Raw genomic sequence first — 24,798 nt, forward strand, 5'->3', positions numbered from 1 at the left:
TTTGCCGACTGTGTCGGTAGTCGGTTTACAACCCGACATTCGGGGGTCGGTGTCATGAGGCGGGTCGGCGTGATCGGTTTGGGCGGTATGGGCTCCGCCCTGGCAGCGTCACTTCTCGCGACGGACCATTCGGTAGTTTGTTTCGACATTCGGCCCGACGTGTTACGCCCAGTTGTAGAGCTAGGCGCCCAGTCAGCTGGGGACGCGCGTGAGCTGGCCGGCGCATGTGACGTCGTTTTGACGGTCCTGCCGGGGCCGACTCAGGTGCTGGAGGTCGCGCTCGGGTCGGAGCGAGGTGTGTTGGCCGGCCTTCCCGAAGGGGCCGCCCTGCTGGATATGTCGACGTGTAACCCCGAGGTTGCAGCGGTCATCGGGCAGGCCTACGACGCGGTTGGGAGGCGCTTCGTCGATTGCCCCGTTAGCCGAAAGGCGCCGGACCTGACCGTTCTGGTCGGAGGGCCGCGCGGGGTGCTCGGCCCTGATGCCGATGTCCTTGCCGCCGTGGCCCGCACCTTGGTGTACTGCGGCCAACGAGGTGCGGGCTACGCCACCAAGCTCCTCAACCAGCATGTCAAGTACAGTTGGTACCTCGCCTCTGCGGAAGCGCTTTTAATTGCTGAGGCGATGGGGTTGAAGGCCAGCGAGGTAGCCGAAGCGATCGCGGAGTGCAGCGGGGGGGACTCGGGTCTCACCACGGCGGCAGCGTATTTCCGTCACGACACTGAGTTCGTTCGTAGCCGCGCCCCCGCTAGCACCATCGAAAAAGACTCCGCGCTGGCGGAGAGAATGGCGACGAACGCCGGTATCCGCAGTAGAACGCTTGCGGTCGTCGTCGACTTCTTCCAAAGCGTTGCGGCCTCGGAGTTTCGCGACCGTGCCTACCCCGAGAGCACAGAACTTCTTAAACGAATCCGGTCGATGCCTCCGAAGTCAACCCCCACGCCGTGACATGAAGGCGCTCACGCTGTATAGCTAGCTGAATTGCAAATCGCCGAATATCGGCGAACGTATAGAAAGACCACTGGCCGTTTGCCGGTATGATCATGATCAATACGCCGGAGATGTGCCAAACCGCTGATCAACGTTGCAAGGGACGTCATGACTACCGAGAAGTTGACGATGGCCCAACAGGTCGCGGCCAAGACCCGCGAAGCGGGACCCGATCACGATCCTTCGTCATTGGCGCTCCCGCTTGCGCTCTACCGTGCCGTGACGGCGTTCGGCCGGGTAGCCGTCGATGAGCTTGCGCCTGTTGACCTTTCGATGAGCCAATTCAATGTTCTCACCGTCCTCAAGCGGGCCGACGGGCCGATTACGATGGGCGCACTGGCCGATTCGATTTCTGTACGCCAAGCCAGCCTGACGAGCGTGGTGGACAGCCTGACCAAGGCTGGGTTGGTCACGCGCAAGATGAATCCCCGCGATCGGCGCTCGGTAGTGGTCGCGATTTCGAAGAAGGGGGATCAGTTCATGACCGAGTTTCTGCCCGGTCATTACGACTTCCTCGAGGGACTCTTTGCCGGTATCAACCCGCGACACAGGCAGCAGCTCCTCGCACGACTGAACGAACTTATAGATTGCTTGGAGAGTTATCCGACCGGCCAGCGCACCTCCTGATCGGTAGCCGGATAAAAGATTGTGACCGCCGATATGGATTGGGCCCCATCCTCGAACTGACCGGGCGATGCTACGACTTCTACAACGTTGAGCGCCTTCACAACTACCTCGGTACTTAGCTATGAGTTTCGGAGCGCGCTCTGATGCCCGCTTGGCAGTCCTCGCCTCGCATACCTACGGCTCGAAATGGCCCGTCAGATCGGCTGCACTCAGGTAATGAGCACTCCCGAGAAGAAGATTCGCTCGGCGGCTAGGTTGCGTCCTCCTACGTGTCACGTGGGAGTTCCAGTGTGGCGTTCAGCGTTGGTCGCAACGTGTCGAATGACATTGTGACACTGGGGAATTGTTGACACGACCGCGGCACGACCGCAGCGAAGCCGCACCGCTGCGCCGGCTTCTCTGACAAGCCCATTTACACAGAAGCCTAAATTTCTATCTTGCAGATATTCGGAAGCTGTGGTAAAACGTTGTTACCGAACTTGCTGAGAGGACGTCCGAGGTTGCTCAAAGACACTTCGATTTGTGTGAGCTTGCTTGGGGCGGAGACACGCTTCGTGTATGTCGATGGCATCCGAACTAGGACAATTCAGGCGGGCGAAGGTCCGGACCTGATTCTCATGCACGGGGGAGGTGGTCACGCCGAAGCCTTCGCACGCAACGTGTCGACGCTGTCGCGTCATTTCCGGGTGCATGCGCTGGATCTGTTGGGTCACGGTCTCACCGGTCCTTGCGATGTCGCCCCGGGGCGAAAGGACTATGTCAGTCACCTTCTCGGATACATGGACCAGGAAGGTATCGATCGAGCCCACTTGTTGGGCGAGTCGTTGGGAGGTTGGATCGCAGCGTGGACTGCGCTGGAACATCGCGACCGTGTCGACCGGTTGATCTACGTGTGCGGCGCGCGGTTGACACTGCAGGTCGGCGCCGATGCCGAGGCTCGCACCGCTGCCGGGCGCGCAGAGCTTGCCCGACTCACCCAGCAATTCCTGGCTGACCCCAGTCCGGCGAATGTACGGGAGAGAATGGCCTGGCTTTTCCACCAGCCTGACCGCGATCTGACCGATGAACTGGTGGCGCTGCGGTGGGCGCTCTACGAGACCGAAGAATCGCGGTCGGCGATGACCAATGCGACGGCGCCGCCATCAGCGGCCACTGCGCAGGACAATCTCACGGCTGAGCGGCTGGCTAGCTTGAGCACGCCCACGCTAGTTCTGTGGACGAGTCACAATCCCTCGGCGACTGTGGATTTCGGCCGGCGCGCAGCCGAGCTGATTCCCGATGCCGAATTCGCATTGATGGAGGACTGTGGCCATTGGCCGCAATGGGAACGGCCGGAGGAGTTCAACCAGATCATCACCGACTACCTCAACGGTGATCGCGCATCCCGAGGGCAAGGTTGATGGAGACAATCTCTTCCATAACAGGCTCGGCGGGGCTCGTCGACTCCTCGGCCTTCTACGACGAGGCGGTGTACCAGCGGGAACTCGAAGTCATCTTCAAGCGTTCGTGGCTATTCGTCGGCCATGAGTCCATGATCCCCAGGCCCGGTGACTTCCGCACGACCTATATGGGCGACGATGCGGTGATCGTGTGCCGGGATAAGGAATCCGGTGTTCGTGTGCTGCTGAACAAGTGTCGGCACCGGGGCAATAAAGTCTGTCAGTTCGACAAGGGCAATGCCAACATCTTTCGCTGTAGCTACCACGGCTGGAGTTACGACACCGCCGGGCAGTTGCGCGGTGTTCCGCTGGCCGAAAGCGCCTATGGACCGCAGTTCGACAAGTCCAGTATGGGTCTGGTTTCGCCGCGGGTGGCTACCTACAAAGGACTTATCTTCGCGTGCTGGGATCACTCGGCGCCGCCGCTGACCGAATATCTGGGTGAGGGCCTTCTGTGGTACCTCGACAACTTCCTACTCGACAGCGACCCCAACGGCCTGCAGGTCGTTCCCGGCCTGCACCGCTATCTCATGCCCGTCAACTGGAAGTTGTTGGCCGAGAACTTCGGCGGCGACCAGTACCATTTTGCGGCCACTCATGGATCGGTCGCCGCACTGTCGAAAGCGGGGCGGACTGCCCGCATTGACTTCTCGATTGACGAGGGTCAGCACTACAGCGTGGTTCTCGATGGCGGCGCACCCCATGGGTTGCTACAGCTGGCAGTCGGCAAGAATTTTTATCAAGACGATCTCGCCCAAGCCGAGACGCTCGGTGCCGAAGCGGTCCACTGGCTAACCGAGCGGCAGCGTCTGCAAGACGAGCGGTTGGCGGCATACTCCGTGCAGCCCTACAGCTTTCATGTGGCCAATATCTTCCCGAACTTCAGCATGATTGGCATGGGCACGGCCTTCTATGGCCGGGGTTTCATCATGTGGCAGCCTCGGGGACCGCGGTTGACCGAGGTTTGGGAGTGGTGTTTGGTGGAAAGCTCTGCGCCCCGGTCGGCCAAGGAACGCATGGTCTTCGTCTTGAGCCAGCGGCAGTCGGCGGCCGGCCTCGTGACGCCCGATGATCACGAAAACTTCGAACGATTGTCCGACGCCCTTGAGACGGGAATCGCCCGGGAGGTGCCGTTCAACTACTCACTTGGCGAGGACGTCGAACCGGTGGAGTCGCTGATCGCGGAGTTACCCGGCAATGTCAGGCCACAGGTCAGCGAAACCTACCAGCGTGAGTTCTACCGGCACTGGCACCAAATCATGACGGAGCCGGCGTAGCCATGGAGACCAGCCAGTTGGACGTGGAACTGCGGCTGCGAATACATGAATTCTATGCCCGGGAGACCATGCTTCTCGACGATGGGCGGCTGGACGAGTGGCTGCGCCTATTGGCACCGGATGTCAGATACACGATGCCATTCCCAGAGTCCAGCACGCATCCGCTCGGCGATGATGACGACCTACCGCCGTTTCTGCTGTTCAACGACGACTATGAATCGTTGAAGCTCAGAATTGCCCGTCTGGCTACCGGGCTCGCCCCGGGAGAAACTCCGCGTACGATCACCCAGCGCATAGTCAGCGACATCCTGGTCACCGATGTGTCCGATCAAGAGCTCAGCGTCCGATCCAGCGTATTGGTGTTCCTCGTACGCCATGAACGCCACGAGAACTTCTTTATCGGCAAACGACAAGACGTGCTACGCCGGGACGAAGGCTCGGGCCTGCTTCTGGCCGCCCGGGCCATCACTCTGGCTCATAGCGTTCTTCCACGAGCGATTTCGATCTTCTTCTAAAGCCCAGCAATAGCCCTCAGATAGGTCGCACATGACAGATGTCGCTTCACGCGAACTCGGCCTCGGATTTCTCGGAATCGGTCAGGCTGTCGCCAGAATTTTCCAGCAGTACCCGGACATGTCGACACTGCCGTATCGGGTTGTGGCGGCAGCAGATACCCGGCCACACTCGCTCGCCCGCTTCGCGAGCGAGTTCTCGGGCCAGACCTACACGAACGCAGAGCAGCTGTGCGCGGATCCAAGCGTGGACGTCGTCTACATCGCTACCCCTCCCGAGCTGCACCGGGAGCATGCGCTAATGGCTGCACATTACAGAAAACACATGATCGTCGAAAAGCCGTTGGCCATGTCGATCGACGATTGCACCGCAATGGTTGAGGCGGCCCACGCGGCGGGCGTACAGCTGATGGCCGGCCACACACACAGCTTTGACGCGCCGGTGCGAGCGATGGCCGAACTCGTAGGCAGTGGCGATCTCGGCGAGTTGCTCATGGTCAACACCTGGAACTTCAATGACTTCAACCGGCGACCGTGGCCGACGTCGGAATTGCGCTCGACCAGCGGGCCAGTTCTCAACCAGGGACCCCACCAGGTCGATATCGTGCGGCAAATAGTCGGCGGTCTGGCCAGAACAGTACGCGCGTCGACAATATGGGACGACGTCCGGGAATGCGTCGGGGGATACACCTGTCACCTTGGATTCAAATCAGGAGCTTCGGCCACGCTCGTCTATGACGGCCGAGCCTTCTTCGATGTCGCGGAGTTGCACTCGTGGGTGGCAGAAGACGGCGGCCGCCGCAGCCCCCAAGCGAACCAGCTGGTGGCCAGCAACTTCGCTCAGCTCAGTCAGGACCCCGACCGACTCGAAGTCGCACTGGAAGCTCAAAAGGAACAGGGCCGCTACGGTGCTGCGACGACGACCGAGGAATCACAGGAACTTTGGGGTTACTCCGCCCCGGGAGAGATCGTCCACCACCCCTACTTCGGCCTGACCGTGGTGTCCTGCGAACGCGGCGCGATCAGGCAGTCGCCCGACGGCCTGGTGGTGTACGGGCAAGACGGACTGCAGGAAATACCGGTCGCGCGCACGATGCGGGGCAGGGCCGCGGAGTTGGCTGAACTACATCGTGCGATCACTCAGGACCGCCCCGTTCAGCACGACGGTCGCTGGGGGCGCGCCACGCTCGAAGTATGTTTCGCCATCCTGCAATCGGCCTACGAAGAACGTGAAGTCGTTCTCTCCCACCAGGTAGCGCTGTGACTCCAGAGGAGGAGGAATCGTGGGTGAGATTGTAGCGGGCTACGCGTCGTCCCATGCCTTCACTTTCATCCCGCCGAGCAGGTGGGAACTCTTCCGCACAAAGAACAGGAAGAACTACACATTGCGACGCGGTAAGAACGCACCTTGCCCGCCAAAGACAGACGAAGAACCATTCGACGCCGCCGCGGCGCGCTACACGCATATTGAAAACGGGCTTCAACGGCTGCGGGACAGCATTAGACGCGACCGACTCGATTGCCTGATCATCATCGGCGATGACCAAAACGAGAACTTCGACGGTTCTGCGCTGCCCCAGATAGCCATCCACACAGGAGCGGGGTTCGAAGTGTCCGACCGCTTCTTGCCCGCCGCGCGGTTCTGGAAAAGCTCGCCCGAGCTCAGTAAGGACTTGAGTGAGCACACCGTCGAGGCGGGGTTCGACGTCGCCACCGTCGTCGATTTCCGTGAGACAACCTTGCACTCACACGCCCACGGCGAGATTGTGGCCAACATTCTCGGAGACCACGAAGTCCCAGTGGTGTTGGTCTTCCTCAATGCCGTTCATGTGCCGTCGTTGTCGCCCAAACGGTGCTTCGCGCTCGGATGTGCGATTGGCGACGCCGTGCGGTCACGGCGCCCCGCAGGCGAGAGGATAGGTGTCTACGCGTCCGGTGGGCTCTCACACTTCACGGCCGGCTTTCCGTGGGCTGCCTACCACGGGCCGCGTGTCCACGGCTCAATCGACGACGAGTTCGATCGCCGCACTCTGAAGGTCCTCGCCGCCGGAAACGGCTACGAGCTGAGCAAGCTGACCAGTGAAGACTTGCTCAACTCTGGCAACATCGAGCTGAGATCTTGGATATGTGCTGTCGGTGCCGTCGGCGGCAACACTCCATGGGCCAGCGTCTACGAGCCGATCCCCCGCGCGCTAATGGGAATGGCCGTCGCTTGGACGCACCCCGAGATCCCTAATTAGGGCATCGCGTCAGGCACGCGGGCGCACGGTTTTGCCGGTTGACCCGACTGCGTCGCCACCATACTCTCTGTCTTACAGAAAAGATTTCTATCCTCCAGTGGATCTATCTGTCGATGAATCGAATCTAGTCACGGAACGGAAGTAATTGGCCCGTGGCGGAGGTGCAGCTTCAGCCTGGGGCCTCCAGAGGCCAATCACACAGAGACCGATAAGAAGGAGGCGATACGGATGGCCATTTGCACTGCCAGCAGCGCCCATCGCAGTTCGTACCAGGCGCCCGCGAACTTGGGCATCGCCGCCAAGGGCGGCGTCGACACCGACAGCCGAGGTTCGCGATGAGCTCCACCCCTTCGGCAAAAGGGCTAGACACTGAACGACACGCCATCGCGCTGGCCTGTCGCGTCCTGGCGGCGCGCGGCTTGGCGCCAGGCATCCTCGGCCACATCAGCCTGCGCGTCGATAAAGATCGACTGCTGATCCGATGTCGTGGTCCGCACGAGCGAGGACTCGCGTTCACCCGTGCAAAAGACATCCGGCTGGTCACGTTGGACGGTGAAGAGGGCGCCCCAGGAGAGCTCGACGACGGTTACCAGCCGCCGAACGAGTTGCCACTGCACAGCGAAGTGCTCCGCACCCGCCGCGATGTCAATGCCGTGGTCCATGCGCACCCCGAGGCGGTAGTTGCCGCCGATCTCGCCGGTCTAGGCGTCCGGCCGATCGTCGGAGCGTTTGACATCCCCGGTTTTAGGCTCGCCGCGGATGGCGTGCCGGTCTATCGGCGAGGGGTCTTGGTGCGCAATCGGCAACTCGCCCAGGAAATGGTTGCTGCTATGGCGGACCGGCCGGTTGTCGTTCTGCGGGCCCACGGCCTCACTAGTGCTGCGGAATCCGTTGAGCGGGCCGTACTACAGGCCATCAGCGTCGACACGATATCGCGTTTGTCGCTTCAGATCGCTTCTGCTGGTGGCACTCTGGCTGATTTGCCCGACGATGATGCAGCAGAACTGCCTGACCTAGGGAATGCGTTTAACGAGACCATCGCGTGGCGTCACGAGTTGGCACGCCTCCAAACCCATCGTTCGTCGCGTCACACTTCCAAAAAACGATCCTCATAGGCCACTGGCGGGCCATGCGGCCACGAGCTCACGGCCATTGCCGCGGGCGGTCTGGGACGCCGCTTCCAATCCCATCGAATCGCTGGCGTAGGAATCCTGCACCGTCCTCGCCCGACCATTGCTCAGCGTGCGGACCGCACGCAGTCGTTCTCAATTTCCAACCCTGGTCGTGAGACCCGCGTGAATCGGAGCTTCGACCGCGCTGTGCGGATAGACCCCCCATTCTGCGACGAGGAAGCTAATCAGCAAATGAAGCGCTGCTGCAACGGCGACATCACCGGAGGGCAATAGTTTGAGTTGGTTGACCGGACAAGTCGCACTTGTGACCGGCGGGGCAGCCGGAATCGGTTTGGCCGTGGTCGAGCGGTTCTTGGCCGAGGGTGCATGCGTGGGTGTCTTGGATCGCTCGGAAGGCGACCTGGCTACCATTGGCAGCGCCGACGGCAGGCTCATCGCGGTAACAGGTGACGTTACTGCGTATGACGACAATGTCAGGGCGGTGCGCGAAACGGTCGATGCGTTCGGAAAGCTCGACGTGTTCGTCGGTAACGCTGGGATCTTTGACTACTTCGCCCCCTTAGTAGGTTTCGACGGCGCCGACCTCAGCAGCGCCTTCGATGAGATCTTCGCGGTCAATGTCAAGGGGTACCTCCTTGGTGCTAGGGCCGCCGTTCCTGAACTCCTCAAAAGCGATGGGCCTAGCATCATTTTCACCGTCTCCAACTCTGGTTTCTATGCCTCTGGTGGCGGCCCGTTATACACCGCTTCCAAGCACGCAGTCGTTGGCGTAGTGCGTGAACTGGCGTACGAGTTGGCGCCGAAGATCCGGGTGAATGGCGTGGCTCCAGGCGGCACGATAACGGGCCTACGTGGTATCGAAGACCTCGGCCAGGGCGGAAACGTGTTGTCATCGGTGCCCGGCATCGCCGACATGATGAGTGTCACGAACCCTCTGCAGTACGCCCAGCAGCCTGCCGATCATGCCGGCCTGTACTTGCTACTCGCGTCTGCAGAAAACTCGCGAGCGGTGACGGGCGTCGTCATCAACAGTGACGGCGGCTTGGGCGTGCGGGGTCTGAACCAGCCGTCGGGAGGGCTGGAACTCGCCACCGGCGCGATGCGCAATGACGTTCGGTCGCCTTAGAAAGGTTTTACACATGTTGGTGAAGGCGTTGGGTTATGTGGGTGTGGAGTCTCCGGATGCGAAGGAGTGGTTGGAGTTCGGTCCGGAGGTTTTGGGGATGGAGGCGGTGGAGGCGGCCAGTGGGTCGGTTCTGTTGCGGATCGATGACGCCGATCACCGGTTGGCTGTGCATCACGGGGAGCGCAACCGGATGTTGTATGCGGGTTGGGATGTGGGCAGCGAGGAGGCGGTTGAGGCTGCTGGGGAGTTGTTGCATCGGCAGGGTATTGGGTTTGAGGTGGGAACCGAGGAGGACTGCGCGGCCCGCGGGGTGTTGGGCTTTTTGACGCTGTCGGATCCTTCGGGGTTGCGTCATGAGTTGTTTTACGGTCAGAAGGTGGTGCCGGGTTCCTTCCGGCCCGGTCGTGCGATGTCGGGGTTCGTCACCGGTGCGCAGGGGTTGGGTCATGTGGTGCTGGCGACGCCGGACCTCGCGCAGGCCGACCGGTTTTTGCGGGGGGTGTTGGGGTTTAAGAAGAGCGATGAGATTTACACCTTCATCGATCTGTGGTTCTACCACTGCAACCCGCGCCATCACAGCATCGCGTTGACTCCGATGCCGGGTGTGCGGGGACTGCACCACGTGATGGTCGAGGTGCAAAGTTTTGATGACGTGGGCATGGCTTATGACCTGTGCATGTCGCGCAACATTCCGCTGAGCATGACGTTGGGGCGCCATGTCAACGATCGGATGGTGTCGTTCTACGTCCGAACACCCAGCGGGTTTGACCTCGAGTACGGCTGGGATGGGGCCACCGTCGACGACGAAACCTGGACAGTCGCCCAGTACGACCGACCCAGTGTGTGGGGCCACCAGATGGTCGCCCAAACACCACCAGGAGCACTCGAAGCCGCAACAACATGAACACCGTGTTCAGAAAACCATCTGTCAAAGCTCAATCACCAGCGCACGGAAAGGGGAGCTCGATGAATCATCACCATCGGGTAGACCCCAGGATCGGCTATGCGAACCGAAAGCGGTTGAATTGGATTATCAATAGCAATCTTTTTCGGATTCGAGTTAAAACAGAGATTTCTATCCAGCCAGCCCAAGAAACGTAGGAGATGACATGTCCATTGTCGGAGATAAGAACGACATCCAGCAGCTGATCGCAGCGGGTCAAGAAAGCCTTGCAAAGGGTCGTCTGCCCGCTGGATTGGTCGCCAACGCGGAAGTTCACAAGCTCGAAGCGCAGCGAGTTTTCGGGACGTGCTGGCAATTCCTGGCCCACGAGACGGAGGTACCCGAGGCAGGCGATTACGTGGTGCGATATCTAGGCGGCGGTTCAATCATCGTTGTCCGCGGCGAGGACGGCGAAGTGCGCGCGATGGCTAATTCGTGTCGGCACCGCGGGACACAACTGTGCCGTACGGAGATGGGCAATACCTCCCACTTCCGCTGCCCGTATCACGGCTGGACCTACCGCAACACCGGAACTCTGGCCGGCGTGCCGGCGCAAAAAGAGGTCTACGGGGTCGAGATGGACAAAAACGAGTGGAGTTTGACCCAGGTTCCGCGCCTCGAGAACTATGGCGGATTGATCTTCGGTTGCCTAGACGAGAAGGCAGCACCTCTCGTCGACTACCTGGGCGATATGGCGTGGTATCTGGACCTCATCACGAAGAAGACCCAGGGTGGACTGGAGGTGCGTGGCGAGCCGCAGCGTTGGATCATCGACTCCAACTGGAAGCTCGGCGCAGACAACTTCGTCGGGGACGCCTACCACACGTTGATGACGCACCGATCGGCGGTGGAACTCGGTCTTGCTCCGCCCGATCCAAAATTTGCATCGCAACCGGCCCATATCAGTCTCTCCAACGGTCACGGCCTCGGCGTCCTCGGGGTGCCACCCGGCCAACCGATGCCGCCCTTTATGAACTATCCACGAGAGGTCGTCGACGGGCTCGCCGAGGCTTATGGCGACCAGGATCACGCAGACATGCTGCAAGGTACGGCCTTCATTCACGGCACGATCTTTCCGAACCTCTCATTCCTCAACGTCCTCATCGGTAAGGACAACAAGTCAATGCCGGTGCCGATGTTGACGTTTCGGCTGTGGCGGCCACTGTCACACGACGCGATGGAAGTTTGGTCGTGGTTCCTCGTCGAGAAGGACGCCGACGAAGAGTTCAAACAGCAGTCGTATGAAACCTACGTGCGAACCTTCGGCATTTCCGGGGTGTTCGAACAGGACGACGCCGAGACCTGGCGCTCCATCACTGCGGGAACGCAAGGCCTTCTCGCAGGCAGCCAGATGCTCAACTTCGAAATGGGCATGGGTGTGCTGACGAGCGACGACACTTGGAAGGGGCCCGGTCGTCCCCTGTCCAGCGGGTACGCGGAGCGTAACCAACGCGAATTCTGGGGTCGCCTGCTGGAGTTGCTCACCGACTCGGGCGACGACGCCAGCGAAACTGGGCCCCAACTGCGCGCGCAGTCTCTGACCGGTGCGGACGAGGTCGCCTGATGAGGCATCGGGTATGTGCTGGCCGCGCAATCGATTTCAAGCGAGTCATAAAGGATGGTGTTCCATGGTAGCGATGGTCGAACAACAGATTCTTCTCCGCAGTGAGATGGAGAATTTTCTGTTTCAAGAGGCGGAACTGTTAAACGACGGCCGGTTTCACGATTGGCTGGAATTGTGTGCCGAAGATATCCGGTACATCATCCCGTTGCGCATGAGCAGAGAACGCGCCAACGGCGACGGAAATTCGACGACAATGACCCACTGGGACGACGACTACGCAGGCTTGCAGCTGCGGGTGCTACGTCTGGACACCGAATACGCATGGGCAGAAGATCCGCCCTCACGGATCCGACACCACGTGTCGAATGTGCGGGTACAGCCCGGGACAGGGACGGACGAATACGATGTCCGCTCCAATCTCCTTGTGTTCCGAAACAGGGGGGACAGTCCGAAGCACGACCTCATCTCTGCGGAGCGCCACGATGTCATCCGCCGCAGTGAGGTGGGCCTGCGGTTAGCGAGCCGACGGGTAGTGCTTGATCACGCCGTTGTCGGCACCCACAACCTGGCTAACTTCTTTTAACGGGTGACGTTGAGGTTGCATCACTTAACGCCTAGGAAGGTGCAGTCGTGACAGGCGATGCCAGCACGGAAACGACCATCGCGAACGAGTTCGCGTTCGTCACTGTCGACAAAATCTATACCCGCAACGGTGAGCGGTTGGAGATCGCCAGTCCCCGCCTTGGGTTCCGTATTCAGCTCGACCCACTGGAACTTGAGAGTCTGTCGTGGCAAACCAAGGAGAGCCTTTCTCGGTTTCTTCAGGACCCCTACGGTCCCCGCGATTGAGGTGGCGCGAGAACGCAGTAGCGGATCGTTTCTCATTCACCCATTCACAGATGGTCGGCAGGACGTCTGCAAGACAACTGCAGGCGCCTCGGCCTGGGACCGCTTGAGCCATGTCGGTGAGGGGCGCACTTAGTGAGGAGTGGACAAATGGTCCATGCGGACATCGATCCACGTCGGTGCTGCGGCTACCGTTTGTGCGTTGACGTCGCGCCAGACGTCTTCGCGATCAACGCCGCTGGGAAGGCGAAAACATTGGTGGGCGACATTCCGGTTGGTAGTCGCGGCCCGTGCGGCATCGCACGAGTGCCCGTCGGCGGCGATCACCATACGCGATGCCGACCGCCAGCGATAGCGCCGCTAACGGCTCACATCAGAAGAAGGCCGATAGCTCCTCGACGACGTGATGGGATTGTTAGAGGTTGAGCTATGAGAACGGCTGTCGTCTATCGTCGGCTTGCAACAGCCGCGAAAGATGACTTCGCAAAGGACAACTACAACGCGCCTGATGAAGTGCAATTCGAGCTATGCGTTTTCTCTGATGGCCGTGTCGCGCAGCGCTGGATGGTGGGCGCTGGCTCTGGCGTTTGGTGGGATGACCTAGACCATCTGTATAAGGTGCACATCTACGCGCACCCTGATTACGGAACCAAGGTTGTCTGGTCCGACGGCGAGGTCGAGGAGCTATGAAAGCTGGTGCCATTACGACGCCTCACGTCCAACCTGGTGCCGGTCATGATCACCGCAGCCACACCGCCGGGTGTCCGCTCCAAACCTCTCTGCTTAACAGAGCCCTCTTCTACTAGAATGGTTGTGTGCATGCGGTGACGCACGACCCTGGGTCAGGGGGCCAGACCTTCGGCGTTGGTGTTCGGCGGAGCGACAGACTCTGTCGGCGAGCTGCGTTTTCCGCAGCGAGAAAGTGAGGTGTTGCCAATGGCGGCGACGGCGAAGATCGGGGAATCGTACTTCAGCCGACGGGAGACCGTATGCACTGAACAGTTGAGCGCGGCCGAGCACCTCGCTTCGGAAATTTTCACGCCGCACCGTCTCCGCTTCTCCGGGCGCGGCCAGCGGTTGAATGCCCGGCTCAGCGCCGCCCGCATCGGTGCTGTGACCATCGGTTATCTTCGGTACGGTGCAGATGTCGAACTCGTCAATTCGACTGCGCTCGATGATTACCACATCAACGTTCCCCTCACGAGCCACGCCGATTCGTGGTGCGGCTCAGCCACTGCTCAAGCGACGCCCACCCAGGCGGCGGTTTTCCTCCCAGGCCGTCCTGCTGGCATCAAGTGGGCCGCCGACTGTGGCCAGCTATGCGTGAAGTTCAGCCGCGCGGATCTGGAACTCGAACTCGAAGGCTTGCTTGGAAGACCTGCGATTAGACCGTTGAATATCACGCATAGCATGAACCTGACGGCGGACAGCAGCCGGGCCTGGCTTGCGCTGCTATCGATACTGTACCGAGAGGTCTCTCGCCCTGAGAGCATCGTGCAACATCCGATGACCGGGCGACATTTCGAACACTTGCTTATGCATGGGTTTCTACTCGCCCAACCCCATTACCAGGCCATGGCGCTCGCCGCCGCCGACCAACAAGCGGCGCCGCCGCCCAAAGTGCTGAGGACAGCACTCGACCTGATTGAGGAGCATCCCGAACGGAGTTGGACGACAACCGATCTTGCGCGCGAGGTTGGTATCGGTGTCCGCGCTCTTCAAGAGAGCTTCAGGCGGCACGTCGGGGTTCCCCCGCTCACGTATCTGCGCGAAGTCCGGCTAATCCGTGCGCACGCAGAACTGGCGGCGTCGTCCGAGGGTGCCGTCACTGTTGCCCGCGTAGCGATGAAGTGGGGCTTTGGTCATTTGGGTCGCTTCAGCGCGGACTATCGGCGCAAGTTCGGCGTCACTCCCCAACATACTTTGCGCGCGAGCTGAATTCGCCTTGGCGCAGCGCCATCGAACGGCGTCAGCGGCTAGGCCAGGAATCCGTCGACGGTCTTAATGATCTGGTAGGCGACTCGCAGCGTGGGCACATCCATGCCCAGTTCTTCAGCGGCGGCGACGTAAGGGCCCAGCATGAAGTCGACCTCTGTCTTACGTCGTCGCAGAACATCCTCGTACATCGAGGGGTGGCCCGTGCTTCCCTTCTCGCGCATTACTTTGCCCTGTCCGATGACAAACTTGATCGCCTCGTCCGTCGGAAGGGCGTCGAGTTCCTTGAGACGGGATAGAGGCGCAAAGAAGTTCATCGGCTCGTAACCCTTCGCGCGGTAGACCGCGAGAAGGTCCTTCGCCAGCGCGACGAAGTACATCGCTCCCTCAGGCACCTCCATGCCCTCGAAGACCGAGGCGCCAGGGATTGCGCCCAGCGCGGTGACCGACCACGCGGCCGCCAGCGCGATCTGCGCGAGCTTTTCCCACTCGACCTGCTCAATGTTGCCCACCGCCATTGCAGGAAGGCCGGCGTTAGTGAAGGCAGCCGTCAGGTCGTCGACGCGCGCACTGCATGAGCCGTCAAGTTCCCCAAAGTAAGCGGTCACCTCAGCTGTTAGGTGATTGCGTACGAGGCCCGGTTCGAGCAAGGTACCGCCCTCGATCGTGGAGGCTCCGATCACCCGGTCCGGCCCAAGCCACCCGGCGAGAGTCGCATCTTTCTCGACGGTGTTCTGCACCGACAACGCGCTGCTCACGACATCGCGCAGCCCGTCAGCCTCTGCCAGCGCCTGCGCCGTATCTTTGCCTTTCACCGCCAACACTAGGTAATCGAAGTGTCCACTGGCCTTGGCGGTCTGGTTGACCGCTGTCAAGTTGTCGGTGATCACCAGGTCGCCCCGGCGGCCCGTGATTCGGAGGCCGTCGCGGGTGATCGCCTCGGTGTGCGCCGGCCTACCGACCAGGGTGACATCCACGCCAGTGTTCGCCAAATAGCCGCCCAGGACCGAACCGAGCCCGCCCGCGCCGAGGATCAAGACGCGCATCAAATGGCCTCCGCGGCCGTCAGTTTCTCCTGCAGAACTTCGCGCTCCGGAGCAGACAGCCGGGCTTTGACGGGCGGCCGTACCGGGCCGGCACGAAGCCCCAACAGCTCGAACCACGCCTTCAGATAAGGCATCGCCGCGACGTAGGAACCCGTTGCCGCGATGCGGCCGATGAGCACCTCTTCGTACACCTGGCGGATTGCGTCCAGCTTCGCCGACACAGGCAGTGCCCCCGCCAGTTCACCAGCGAAGGCAAGGTCGGTGTAGTGGTGCAGTTCCTGCCGCCGTTTCCCGTACAGGATCAGGGAGAGCTCCCCATAAAGCACCCGACCCCCGAAGAGCGCAGCATCATGCGCCCAATAGCGCTCATTCGGCTCGCTGATGACAAGGCGGTCCCCGAAGCGGCGGCGTAATGCGATGCTGTCGGTCCAACTCAAAGTGCCATTCTTGATCCCGATGACGTTGGAGTGCTCGGCGATGCGAGCGACGGCGTCGTGGGTGTACACGAAACTGGATACCGGCGTCCGGTAGAGCACTAGCGCCAGCCCGGTGGCAGGGGCCACGAAGTCGAAGTAGTCTACGACGTCGTCGTCCGTCTTGAGCTGAACCGATGGGTTCATTATCTCGGCGCCGGTGAAGCCCAGAGACGCCACGAAGCGTAATCTTTCGACCGCCTGGTACGCCGACGAGTCCAGAATGATCGTAAACAAGGGAAGGCGGCCGGCGGTGGCGTCAGCGACTACCTCGTGGTAGCGCTGCCATTCGGCCAGTGTCATGTTCCATCCCTCAGCGAAAAAGCCGCCGACGACGAGGCCAGTGCAACCCATCTCCACAAACGCGTCGATGTTCTGCCGCAGACCGTCCTCGTCCAGCTCGAAATCGTCGGTGAGGGGCGTGACAGGACACATATAGAAGCCTCGAAGGTTCTCGGTGGCCCACGCCCTAGCATCGGATCCGAGCGGTGTCGTGATGGTCATCTTGTATGCGGTTCCTTCGGCGGTAGTTCGGCAGTTTGAGGGTTTGAGGCGGACCGACTCGCCTACTCCTCCGCTTAATGTTCGAAACTGACGGAGGGCGTTGGCTCTCTGCCGAACATTGCCGGGGAGAACCGTGGACGTCTATCCCGTAAGCGCTGCGGAGACTCCGATTCGCGCCCAACCTGTAGCACTTCGACCTTCTTGGAGACGCACCGATTCGTTGCAAATCAGCGAGTCGACAGTGGTTCTGCGCGTCGAAACATGCCTGCCAATTTCGGGCCCCCTTCCGCTGAGTGAAATTCATCGGTTCGCCAGTCTCGAAGTCGTCGGTACCGTAGGCGCCGTGACAGCGTTGATCGACAGCAATCCCGACGCCGCCCTGGCGAGTCAGCAGGCGATCAGCGCGGAGATCGCGATCAAATCCGTTCGCCGGCGTGATTGGGCTCAGCACGTCACATCGATTTCAGTTTTGGTTCGTGTGACACCAAATTCTCAGTGGCACCCCTTGCGCATCGATCGAAGAGCCGTGGCGAGCTTGATCCTCGCTGCGCCGTCGGCCGCTGCTGGTGGGATCCCGTCCATTTTCGATCAGTGGGATGAGGCTGCGGCCGGCCCGCCGACAAACTGCCACACTGATGAAATTGCTTACGAGTAACTCGATGCACGAAAAGCGCCCTTGCCGTGACAAATTCGACGCTTCGGTACCCACTCCACGCAAGGTGAAGACGGTCAAAAAGGGATCGGCGTCCGGTCTCCTGCCCCGTTTGACACTAGGCATCGTTGCAGTACTTGGCGTGCAAGCACTACTGATACCGCCAGCCGCGCACGGCGACAACAAGCGACTCAATGACGGCGTGGTAGCCAATGTCTACACCATTCAACGCCAGGCGGGCTGCCCGAACGACATCATCATTAGCCCGACCCTCCAGCTCGCTGCCCAGTGGCACGCGCGCGATGCGCTGGCCAACCGCAACGTCGACGGCGACATTGGATCGGATGGTTCCACGCCCCAGGTGCGGGCGGAAGCCGCGGGATTTAGCGGCGTGGTGTCTGAAACCGTTGCGATAAATCCAGCACTCGCGTTGAGCGGCATCGAGCTGATCAACCAGTGGTATTACGACCCGGTCGATTTTGCGGTCATGTCTGACTGTGCAAACACCCGGATCGGGGTGTGGTCAGAGAATTCCATCGACCGCACAGTTGTAGTTGCGGTATACGGCAAGCCTCAATGAGTCAAGAAGTAAGTCAGCGCCCAGACAATGCGGACTGCTCAACGCTTCCCGACAAGCTCCGCAAAGTGGTTCCCAGTGCATGACGCCGCGAGGCCGCGAAACGCACCTTCACTCCGATGGCGGCATCTATGTCCCTAAGCAGGGTCATTTCATACGAGGCTCCGCCGTCGGCAATTGCGACGGGCGATAACGCACTCAGCAGAACCAGAGCTGATCCAGCCCAACTCAAGCCGCGCCGACGAATGCTGACGGGTGCATCCCCCTGCAATGACAATTACACGTTTCTGTGGTTATCGAACGATGAATCCCATTGGCACCGCATTGTTCCACCGGGTGTCATCTTTTTCAGCAAGCCAACAATTCTGTGGACTCAACGAAGAAATACACGAAGGAGCCCGTTCAATGACGCTATCCCGTGACGAGATAGATGAATTCTCGGAGAGTATGGCACGAGCAGCAGGCCGCGACAGCCAGCACGTGGGGGAGGAGCACCTTGTCGTTAGCTCCGACGACGCGCACTGGATCCAGACTGGCAGCCCATCTCAGATTGGGCTGCTACTACGAATACCTGCTCGCTCGGTAGAGTTTTTTCTGCAGAAGATTCCCGGGGGCGAGGGCAGTGACCTCCATCGACACGTACATGAGTCGGTTCACTTCGTGCGATATGGCTCGGGTTGGTCGGAGATTGGCGATCAACGCGTCCGGTGGAGCGCGGGCGACTTCGTGTATACGCCGCCGTGGATCTGGCATCGCCATTATGCCGACGAGGGGCCTGACGTGGAGATGATCGTCATCGAGAATTCCCGCCTGCTGGCTGCGCTGGACGCCACTCAGAGGGAAAGCATGGGCAACACTAGCTTCGCCGACGCCTTCGGCGAGCAGTAGCGACTGGGTCCTCAGCGGATATTTGGCCTCCGCACATCCGCTCTGCGCCGACCTCGCCGGGCGAGGGAGCAAACCCCCAGAACCTCGGCTCCGTCTCGTCACGGCTGCGCCAGCCATGGTGAAGAACGGTCTGGTGTTTCATTTCGCCTTTCGAGGAGCGGATTTCGACGAGGAGATAATGGTGGCGAGGGTCGCTTCAAGGAGGGCAGGTGATCCGCGTGGCAGCTTCGCGGTTCGCTGGCACCAAATGGGAGCGATTGGTCTCGTCCGGTGGAGCCCGCGTGGCAGCCCAGTCGTGTCAGGCGATCAATGAATTGTTTGCCGCGGCCGAATCTTGGTGTGGCGCATAAGTTGAACCACAGCGAGGTCGCCGTGGCCACGGTCAATCTTGATATAAGTTTGCCTAATATTACCTGAACAAGAAATTCATGTGCCTGAACTATCTTGCCTCCGCACGGTGGCGGTTGGCCTAGCCTGTCACTGTGTGCCAAATCGCAGATGCTGATGTCTTCTCGCTTGGTCGGCGCGTGACACCGAGCGGCTCGAGGCGGCGTTGCAGCTGCTGAAAGAGCGGGAGTACGGCGAGGTGACGGTCGACGCCATTGCCGCCATCGCCCGTGCCAGCAAGGCCGTTCTCTACCCGCGCTGGACCACCACGGCAGCGCTGGTCTTGGCGGCAAGAACGGTAACCGTTGATCACGTCGCGGACTCAATCGACACCGGAACGCTACGGAGCGATCTGCTGGCTTTGAACGCACAGGAATGCAAGCACACCCCCGTCGAACGTTGCCACGGGATATGCGGTCTCTCTGACTACCGGGTTATGTAGTCTTCCGCTCAATCGTCTTCGGCTGGCCAACTCACGACCGCACCGTTCAGATTCCCGACGACGTAGTCGTCCCCACCCTGACCTGATCCGTGGAACGGGTTGAAACCCAGCCGCTGGGCTACCTTCTGCACCGCTTAACTTCGGCGCTGCGTAGCGAGGTGACGGTCACGGTGCTCACGCCACTGGGTTTGTCCTTCCCGCAGTACCTATGCATGCGCTTGTTGTCGCAATCGCCCAGCATGTCCAATGCGCAGTTGGCGCGCGGTATCAACGTGTCCCCACAAGCTATGAACAGGGTGGTGCGGGGATTGCAGAAGCGCAGCTTAGTGGTGCGGGCCGCAGTAGTGCCGTCTGGGCGATCACAGCCCATCGAGTTATCGTTCGAGGGCGCCGAGCTGCTCAAGCGCACCAATTCCGGTGTGCGCGCGGCCGAACGGCGTGTTCTCGCCGAGTTCGGCGAACAGGACCGGCGTGACTTGCTGAAGCTACTCGCTACGCTGGGACATGGGTGACGACCCTGAACTGTCTACCCACCTGCACGAGCTCTTTACCGTGGAGCGGTGCTGGGCCGACCTTCTCGCGCCCAATGCACCGCCGGAGGATCCGCTCACCCCGGTAGGTTCCTTTGCCTCCCGCCGGCGCCAATTTTCTGCCGTATTCGGAATCGGAATGAGTGTGCTCACCGCACTGATGAAACCCATAAGGCGTACCGCCAAATCTTGGCCGCCGAGCGAGGGCCTTGGCGATGTGGACGGCCACCGTGCAACTCGAGACACCGTGGGTTACGCCGCCGACCGCGGGAGACTTGTCTGACAAGCTGTGTGAGTACCGTCGAAGAGGGTTCCACCATCTTTCAATGACATTGAAGGCATTCAGAAGACGCCAGTGGAGGCCACCGCGATACTCGTGCGGTAATCCGTTCAACATCCTCCGCGTGGTGGGCACAACGGTGGCGAAAGCCACCATGCGGGCCGGTGGAGACGCATGGCCGAAGAGCTATGCCAGTTCGCATCGAGCAGGTCAGGGCGACCTTAAATGGGCTGCGCTCGTGTTGATGCCATCAACACCTGGCCCGTTTTCCCAGGTCATCTCGCGCGCTTTCATGTCGTGTCGCGTACCTGATTCGGCATTCTTGCAGTTCAACAGGATTTTTGGAGCGGGTTCGATTCCCGGCAGCTCCACAAGAGAAGAAGCAGGTCAGGGACAAATCTCTGACCTGCTTTTCTTTTGGCCGACGACTCAATCAACATCGATGGTTGGCGCTGGGTGTCTGGCATCCCCAACTCCGGCCGACGCCAAAAGGACGGCCGACGCTGCCCAGGAGATACCGTTCACTCTGCGGATGATTGGTCGGCCTTATCGAATCTCTGTTGCTGCCGGACCCCGTAGGCCGCCTCGCGCACGACATCGTCGTCCTCAAGGCCGGATCCGAGCGCACCACCCAACGTTGCGACCGCTGCCACCAGCCACGCCAAGCGCAGATAGTCGGCGGCTCCAACGGGATGACCAAGATTTTGCTCGAGCATTTGAGGGGGCAGCGTCCATAGAGCGGTCAGGAACAGGAGCACGAACGAAGTGGCGTGCAGCACGCCCACGCCGATCGTCAACGTGATCACTGTTGAGGTGTTGTACATCGCCGCGCGCTCACGTTGGGACGGCGTATCGGGGCGCTCCCACAACTTGTGGTTGATCACCAACCAGGCGACCATCGCTGCGGTCGCGAGGACCGTGGTCGCGCTCAAACGCCACGGACCCATCGTGGCCGACAGCTGCCAGATGGTGGGATAGGCCAAACTGACGGCTCCGCTGGCGAATGTCGCCATCATGACGCGCGACATGCCGGCCGCGAGGCGCCATGGACGGTTGGCATACACCATGCCCGAGAGCAGTCGCAGTCGCGCGAACGCCTGTGGGGCGGCGTACCGAACATGCCCATGGTGTTCGGTGCGCGTCAAACTCGTGACATCGTCTGGGGGCTCGGTGGCGTGCGGCTCAACTTCGGCCACGATCGACTCGATGACGGCTTGCACCCGCCGGCTCACGAAGAGCCCACCGATGCCCGGCATTGAGATGAGCCCGAATCGGTCCTCAGGGCTGATGTCGGCGATTACTGGGCGAGTGCCGTCTCTGCGCGGCAGATCAGTGAGATAGACGACGACGTCCTGGCCGTGCCCGGCTGGGTCTACCCAGTCGATCACGGTGGCCATCTCGGCCTGTTCGTCCAACAAGTACGGCTGCACCTCTACCGATACGTCCCACTCCGAGTTGGGGGAGGCGGTCGCCTCCAGTGCGTCGTGCAGGGGTCCGGTCAGGTCATCGGCCATAGCCGCCGGGGCACCCGGATCGGCGATCAGCAAGAGTGACGACGACATTGCGGTTGGCTACCTGCACGGCTGGGCCCAAAACGAGAGGTCGTGGAAGGTCGGACGCGCTGGCGGCCGTCGTATCCACGTCATGCTTGCGTCGCCGCAGCTCGGGTACCCGTCCGAGCAGGATGACCAAAATGCCCGACGGAAGCGCGGATGACATCGACCCTTGTGTGCGCGTTTATGGGGCGCGGGTCCATAACCTGCGGGGTGTCGACGTCGTAGCGCCGCGTGATGCGCTGGTCGCGTTCACGGGGATCTCCGGATCCGGCAAATCGTCGTTGGCTTTCGGGACCATCTATGCCGAGGCGCAGCGCCGTTACTTCGAATCGGTTGCTCCGTACGCGCGTCGCCTGCTGTTGCCAACCGGCGCGCCAAAGGTAGATGACATCACCGGCCTACCGCCCGCCGTCGCGTTGCAGCAGCGCCGAGGTTCGGCGACATCGCGGTCGACGGTCGGCACCGTCACCACCCTGTCGAACCTGCTGAGGATGCTCTTCTCTCGCGCGGGAACCTACCCGCCGGGTGCTACGGAACGACTGGACTCCGACGCGTTCTCCCCGAACACCGCGGTCGGGGCGTGCCCCGAGTGCCACGGGCTGGGACGAATCCACCGGGTGACCGAAGAGACACTGGTGCCAGACCCGTCGCTGACCATTCGCGAAGGAGCCGTCGCCGCATGGCCGGGGGCCTGGCAGGGGCAGAACCTGCGCGACATTTTGATCACGCTTGGCTACGACATCGACAAGCCGTGGCGGAAACTTCCTAAACGGCAACGCAATTGGATCCTGTTCACCGATGAGCAGCCAACAGTCGAAATCGATCCGGGCGAGCACCCCGTGCAAGCGGATTATTATTACAACGGCACGTTTTCCAGCGCCGAACGCCATGTCCGCCACACGCTGGCCAACTCCCATAGCGCGATGATGCGTCGCCGCGTACTGCAATTCGTCGACAGCGTCGAGTGCCCACTGTGCGGCGGGTCCGGTCTACGTGCGGAGGCGCTGAAGGTGACGTTCGCCGGGCGGACCATCGCCGACTATGTTGCGATGCCGTTGACCGACCTGGCTGACACGTTGCGCCCGACGGCTTCTCGGACCGATGCCGCCGCCGCTTACGAGTCGACAAATTCTGGTGAGCTGACGGAAGTGGCGACCATGATCACCGCCGATCTTGTCGCGCGCCTGCAGATACTCATAGACCTCGGCCTCGGCTATCTCTCGCTGAGTCGCCGCACCCCGACGGTGTCACCCGGCGAGCTCCAGCGGTTGCGGCTGGCCACTCAACTGCGTGCCGGCTTGTTCGGCGTGCTCTATGTGCTCGACGAGCCGTCGGCTGGACTGCACCCCGCGGACGCCGAACCGCTGCTCGATGTGCTGGACCGCCTGCGGCGCGCGGGCAACTCCTTATTCGTGGTCGAGCACGACATGGACGTCGCTCGCCGTGCCGATTGGATCGTCGACGTCGGCCCTGGGGCGGGGGAGCTCGGCGGGGACGTGCTCTACAGCGGGCCGGTGCCGGGCCTCGCCGACATTGAGCAGTCGGTCACCCGTAGGTACCTATTCGAGGGTGCCAGCTCGCCGTCTCATCAACCCCGCACACAGTCCGGGCGGCTTCGGCTGCGTGGGATTTGCTTTCACAATTTGAAAGACCTAGACGTGGACCTGCCGCTTGGTGTGTACACGGCGGTCACCGGTGTGTCCGGTTCAGGCAAGTCGACGCTTGTCGTCAAGGTCCTCGGTGACGTCGTGAACAGCCATCTCGGCATGGGACGCGCCGCCGAGCCGGCCGACTCCGAAGACGAAGCTGACACCGAGATTGACGATCTGGACCACGACGCGAGCGTCGGTGTTACGGCAGCGGGGGTCGAGGAGATCAAACGGCTGGTGTCGGTCGACCAGCGCCCGATCGGACGCACGCCGCGCTCGACGCTGGCGACCTACACCGGTTTGTTCGATGCCGTGCGACGCGAGTTCGCCGCTACCCCGAAGGCGCGTCGTCGCGGTTGGACCGCGGGCAGGTTTTCCTTCAACGTGGCCGACGGTCGCTGCCCGACCTGTCAGGGTGAGGGGTTCGTGTCGGTCGAATTGTTGTTCCTCCCAGGTACATACGCGACATGCCCGGCGTGTCATGGTGCGCGCTACTCCGACGAAACACTTCAGGTTCGGTATCGCGATAAGACGATCGCCGACGTGCTCGCGATGACCGTCGATGAGGCGGCGGAGTTCCTCGCCGACGTCGCCAACGCAGCGCGGAGCCTGACCACGCTTCGCGAGGTCGGATTGGGATATCTCCGTCTCGGACAGCCCGCGACCGAGCTGTCCGGTGGCGAGGCGCAGCGGATCAAGCTCGCCTCCGAGCTGCAGCGGCCCCGGCGAGGGCACACCCTCTACGTCCTCGACGAACCGACCACCGGGCTGCACCCCGCCGACGTGGATTTGCTCGATGCTCAACTGCATCGCCTTGTCGACGCGGGCAATACCGTGGTGGTGGCCGAACACGATATGCGCATGGTTGCAGGCGCCGACTGGGTGATCGACCTGGGACCGGGCGCCGGCGGCAACGGCGGTCGGGTTGTTGCGGCGGGCCCGCCCAACAAGGTGGCACGCGCGAAAAACAGCCGTACGGCGCCCTATCTGGCAAAGCGATTGGCGCAGTCGCCTGCTCGATGAGGAAGTGTGCTCATTGATGAATCACTCGCGGCGTTCATCGTCGCGTCCAGGCCGCTGAGGTGACCCTTCGTTATCCCCGAACGGGCGTGTCAGAAATCGGTAATCACTTTTGCGGTGCCCTCCCGCCCGGTTTGTGATTCGCTCGAGGCGGGAAGCCTG

25 protein-coding genes are annotated in these 24,798 nt (G+C 61.3%); 22 read left to right on the top strand and 3 right to left on the bottom strand.

All coding sequences use genetic code 11. The features are described from left to right. Positions 1–54 precede the first annotated feature (54 nt). From G6N42_RS00215 to G6N42_RS00290, 16 genes are all read left to right on the top strand, one after another. Positions 55–948, top strand: a complete 894-nt coding sequence (locus G6N42_RS00215) for an NAD(P)-dependent oxidoreductase (protein ID WP_163724498.1) — start codon at positions 55–57, stop codon at positions 946–948. A 150-nt stretch (positions 949–1,098) separates the two neighbouring features. Further along, on the top strand, positions 1,099–1,617 hold the full coding sequence (locus G6N42_RS00220) for a MarR family winged helix-turn-helix transcriptional regulator (protein WP_014211485.1): 519 nt from the start codon (positions 1,099–1,101) through the stop codon (positions 1,615–1,617). 500 nt (positions 1,618–2,117) lie between these two features. Continuing rightward, complete coding sequence (locus tag G6N42_RS00225; protein ID WP_014211486.1) at positions 2,118–3,017, top strand: alpha/beta fold hydrolase; 900 nt, start codon at positions 2,118–2,120, stop codon at positions 3,015–3,017. Further along, on the top strand, positions 3,017–4,333 hold the full coding sequence (locus tag G6N42_RS00230) for an aromatic ring-hydroxylating oxygenase subunit alpha (RefSeq protein WP_163724501.1): 1,317 nt from the start codon (positions 3,017–3,019) through the stop codon (positions 4,331–4,333). The genes G6N42_RS00225 and G6N42_RS00230 overlap by 1 nt, the downstream gene beginning before the upstream one ends. A 2-nt stretch (positions 4,334–4,335) precedes the next feature. Next, complete coding sequence (locus G6N42_RS00235) at positions 4,336–4,848, top strand: aromatic-ring-hydroxylating dioxygenase subunit beta (protein ID WP_163724505.1); 513 nt, start codon at positions 4,336–4,338, stop codon at positions 4,846–4,848. Positions 4,849–4,879: 31 nt separating this feature from the next. Continuing rightward, a complete protein-coding gene (locus G6N42_RS00240) occupies positions 4,880–6,109 on the top strand; it encodes a Gfo/Idh/MocA family protein (RefSeq protein WP_083129079.1) in 1,230 nt (409 codons plus the stop codon). Positions 6,110–6,128: 19 nt separating this feature from the next. After that, entirely contained in the window at positions 6,129–7,085 is a 957-nt protein-coding gene (locus G6N42_RS00245; protein ID WP_083129080.1) for a DODA-type extradiol aromatic ring-opening family dioxygenase, read from the top strand. Between the two features lie 335 nt (positions 7,086–7,420). Next, the gene (gene phtC, locus G6N42_RS00250; protein WP_014211492.1) at positions 7,421–8,200 is read left to right on the top strand and encodes a 3,4-dihydroxyphthalate decarboxylase; all 780 of its coding nucleotides are present in this window, start codon (positions 7,421–7,423) and stop codon (positions 8,198–8,200) included. Between the two features lie 292 nt (positions 8,201–8,492). Beyond that, positions 8,493–9,344 carry a 3-(cis-5,6-dihydroxycyclohexa-1,3-dien-1-yl)propanoate dehydrogenase gene (gene hcaB / locus G6N42_RS00255; RefSeq protein WP_163724508.1) on the top strand — a complete coding sequence of 284 codons (852 nt, stop codon included), beginning with the start codon at positions 8,493–8,495 and terminating at the stop codon, positions 9,342–9,344. A 13-nt stretch (positions 9,345–9,357) separates the two neighbouring features. Then, positions 9,358–10,248 carry a VOC family protein gene (locus tag G6N42_RS00260; RefSeq protein WP_163724511.1) on the top strand — a complete coding sequence of 297 codons (891 nt, stop codon included), beginning with the start codon at positions 9,358–9,360 and terminating at the stop codon, positions 10,246–10,248. Between the two features lie 205 nt (positions 10,249–10,453). After that, positions 10,454–11,851, top strand: coding sequence for a Rieske 2Fe-2S domain-containing protein (locus G6N42_RS00265; RefSeq protein ID WP_163724515.1), 1,398 nt, complete (start codon positions 10,454–10,456; stop codon positions 11,849–11,851). A 64-nt stretch (positions 11,852–11,915) separates the two neighbouring features. Beyond that, entirely contained in the window at positions 11,916–12,434 is a 519-nt protein-coding gene (locus tag G6N42_RS00270) for an aromatic-ring-hydroxylating dioxygenase subunit beta (protein ID WP_083129297.1), read from the top strand. Positions 12,435–12,481: 47 nt separating this feature from the next. Further along, complete coding sequence (locus tag G6N42_RS00275; protein ID WP_014211497.1) at positions 12,482–12,700, top strand: hypothetical protein; 219 nt, start codon at positions 12,482–12,484, stop codon at positions 12,698–12,700. Positions 12,701–12,847: 147 nt separating this feature from the next. Then, positions 12,848–13,123 carry a ferredoxin gene (locus G6N42_RS00280; RefSeq protein ID WP_232076036.1) on the top strand — a complete coding sequence of 92 codons (276 nt, stop codon included), beginning with the start codon at positions 12,848–12,850 and terminating at the stop codon, positions 13,121–13,123. A 3-nt stretch (positions 13,124–13,126) separates the two neighbouring features. Then, positions 13,127–13,387, top strand: a complete 261-nt coding sequence (locus G6N42_RS00285; RefSeq protein WP_083129295.1) for a hypothetical protein — start codon at positions 13,127–13,129, stop codon at positions 13,385–13,387. A gap of 246 nt (positions 13,388–13,633) precedes the next feature. Further along, positions 13,634–14,635, top strand: a complete 1,002-nt coding sequence (locus G6N42_RS00290) for an AraC family transcriptional regulator (RefSeq protein ID WP_232076037.1) — start codon at positions 13,634–13,636, stop codon at positions 14,633–14,635. A 38-nt stretch (positions 14,636–14,673) separates the two neighbouring features. Here the strand turns inward: G6N42_RS00290 and G6N42_RS00295 are convergent, their stop codons facing one another. Both G6N42_RS00295 and G6N42_RS00300 read right to left on the bottom strand, forming a co-directional pair. Further along, entirely contained in the window at positions 14,674–15,678 is a 1,005-nt protein-coding gene (locus G6N42_RS00295) for a ketopantoate reductase family protein (protein WP_163724518.1), read from the bottom strand. After that, a complete protein-coding gene (locus G6N42_RS00300; protein WP_014211502.1) occupies positions 15,678–16,655 on the bottom strand; it encodes a dihydrodipicolinate synthase family protein in 978 nt (325 codons plus the stop codon). The genes G6N42_RS00295 and G6N42_RS00300 overlap by 1 nt, the downstream gene beginning before the upstream one ends. A 343-nt stretch (positions 16,656–16,998) precedes the next feature. Between G6N42_RS00300 and G6N42_RS31085 the strand changes: the two genes are divergently transcribed. From G6N42_RS31085 to G6N42_RS00325, 5 genes are all read left to right on the top strand, one after another. After that, positions 16,999–17,310, top strand: coding sequence for a hypothetical protein (locus G6N42_RS31085; RefSeq protein ID WP_232076038.1), 312 nt, complete (start codon positions 16,999–17,001; stop codon positions 17,308–17,310). Next, positions 17,291–17,887, top strand: a complete 597-nt coding sequence (locus tag G6N42_RS00310) for a CAP domain-containing protein (protein WP_163724521.1) — start codon at positions 17,291–17,293, stop codon at positions 17,885–17,887. The genes G6N42_RS31085 and G6N42_RS00310 overlap by 20 nt, the downstream gene beginning before the upstream one ends. Positions 17,888–18,289: 402 nt before the next feature. Beyond that, a complete protein-coding gene (locus G6N42_RS00315) occupies positions 18,290–18,772 on the top strand; it encodes a cupin domain-containing protein (RefSeq protein ID WP_163724523.1) in 483 nt (160 codons plus the stop codon). A gap of 553 nt (positions 18,773–19,325) precedes the next feature. Continuing rightward, positions 19,326–19,601 carry a TetR family transcriptional regulator gene (locus G6N42_RS00320; protein WP_163724526.1) on the top strand — a complete coding sequence of 92 codons (276 nt, stop codon included), beginning with the start codon at positions 19,326–19,328 and terminating at the stop codon, positions 19,599–19,601. A gap of 89 nt (positions 19,602–19,690) precedes the next feature. After that, on the top strand, positions 19,691–20,113 hold the full coding sequence (locus G6N42_RS00325; protein ID WP_163724529.1) for a MarR family winged helix-turn-helix transcriptional regulator: 423 nt from the start codon (positions 19,691–19,693) through the stop codon (positions 20,111–20,113). A gap of 819 nt (positions 20,114–20,932) precedes the next feature. Here the strand turns inward: G6N42_RS00325 and G6N42_RS00330 are convergent. Then, a complete protein-coding gene (locus tag G6N42_RS00330; protein ID WP_163724532.1) occupies positions 20,933–21,973 on the bottom strand; it encodes a hypothetical protein in 1,041 nt (346 codons plus the stop codon). A 131-nt stretch (positions 21,974–22,104) separates the two neighbouring features. Here G6N42_RS00330 and G6N42_RS00335 point away from each other — a divergent pair, with 131 nt between their 5' ends. Then, positions 22,105–24,639 (top strand): excinuclease ABC subunit UvrA, encoded by a 2,535-nt coding sequence (locus tag G6N42_RS00335; protein ID WP_434059553.1) that lies wholly within the window; start codon positions 22,105–22,107, stop codon positions 24,637–24,639. The last annotated feature ends 159 nt before the right edge of the window (positions 24,640–24,798 follow it).

Origin of the sequence: Mycobacterium gallinarum (genome assembly GCF_010726765.1) — a bacterium.
Lineage (GTDB): Bacteria > Actinomycetota > Actinomycetes > Mycobacteriales > Mycobacteriaceae > Mycobacterium > Mycobacterium gallinarum.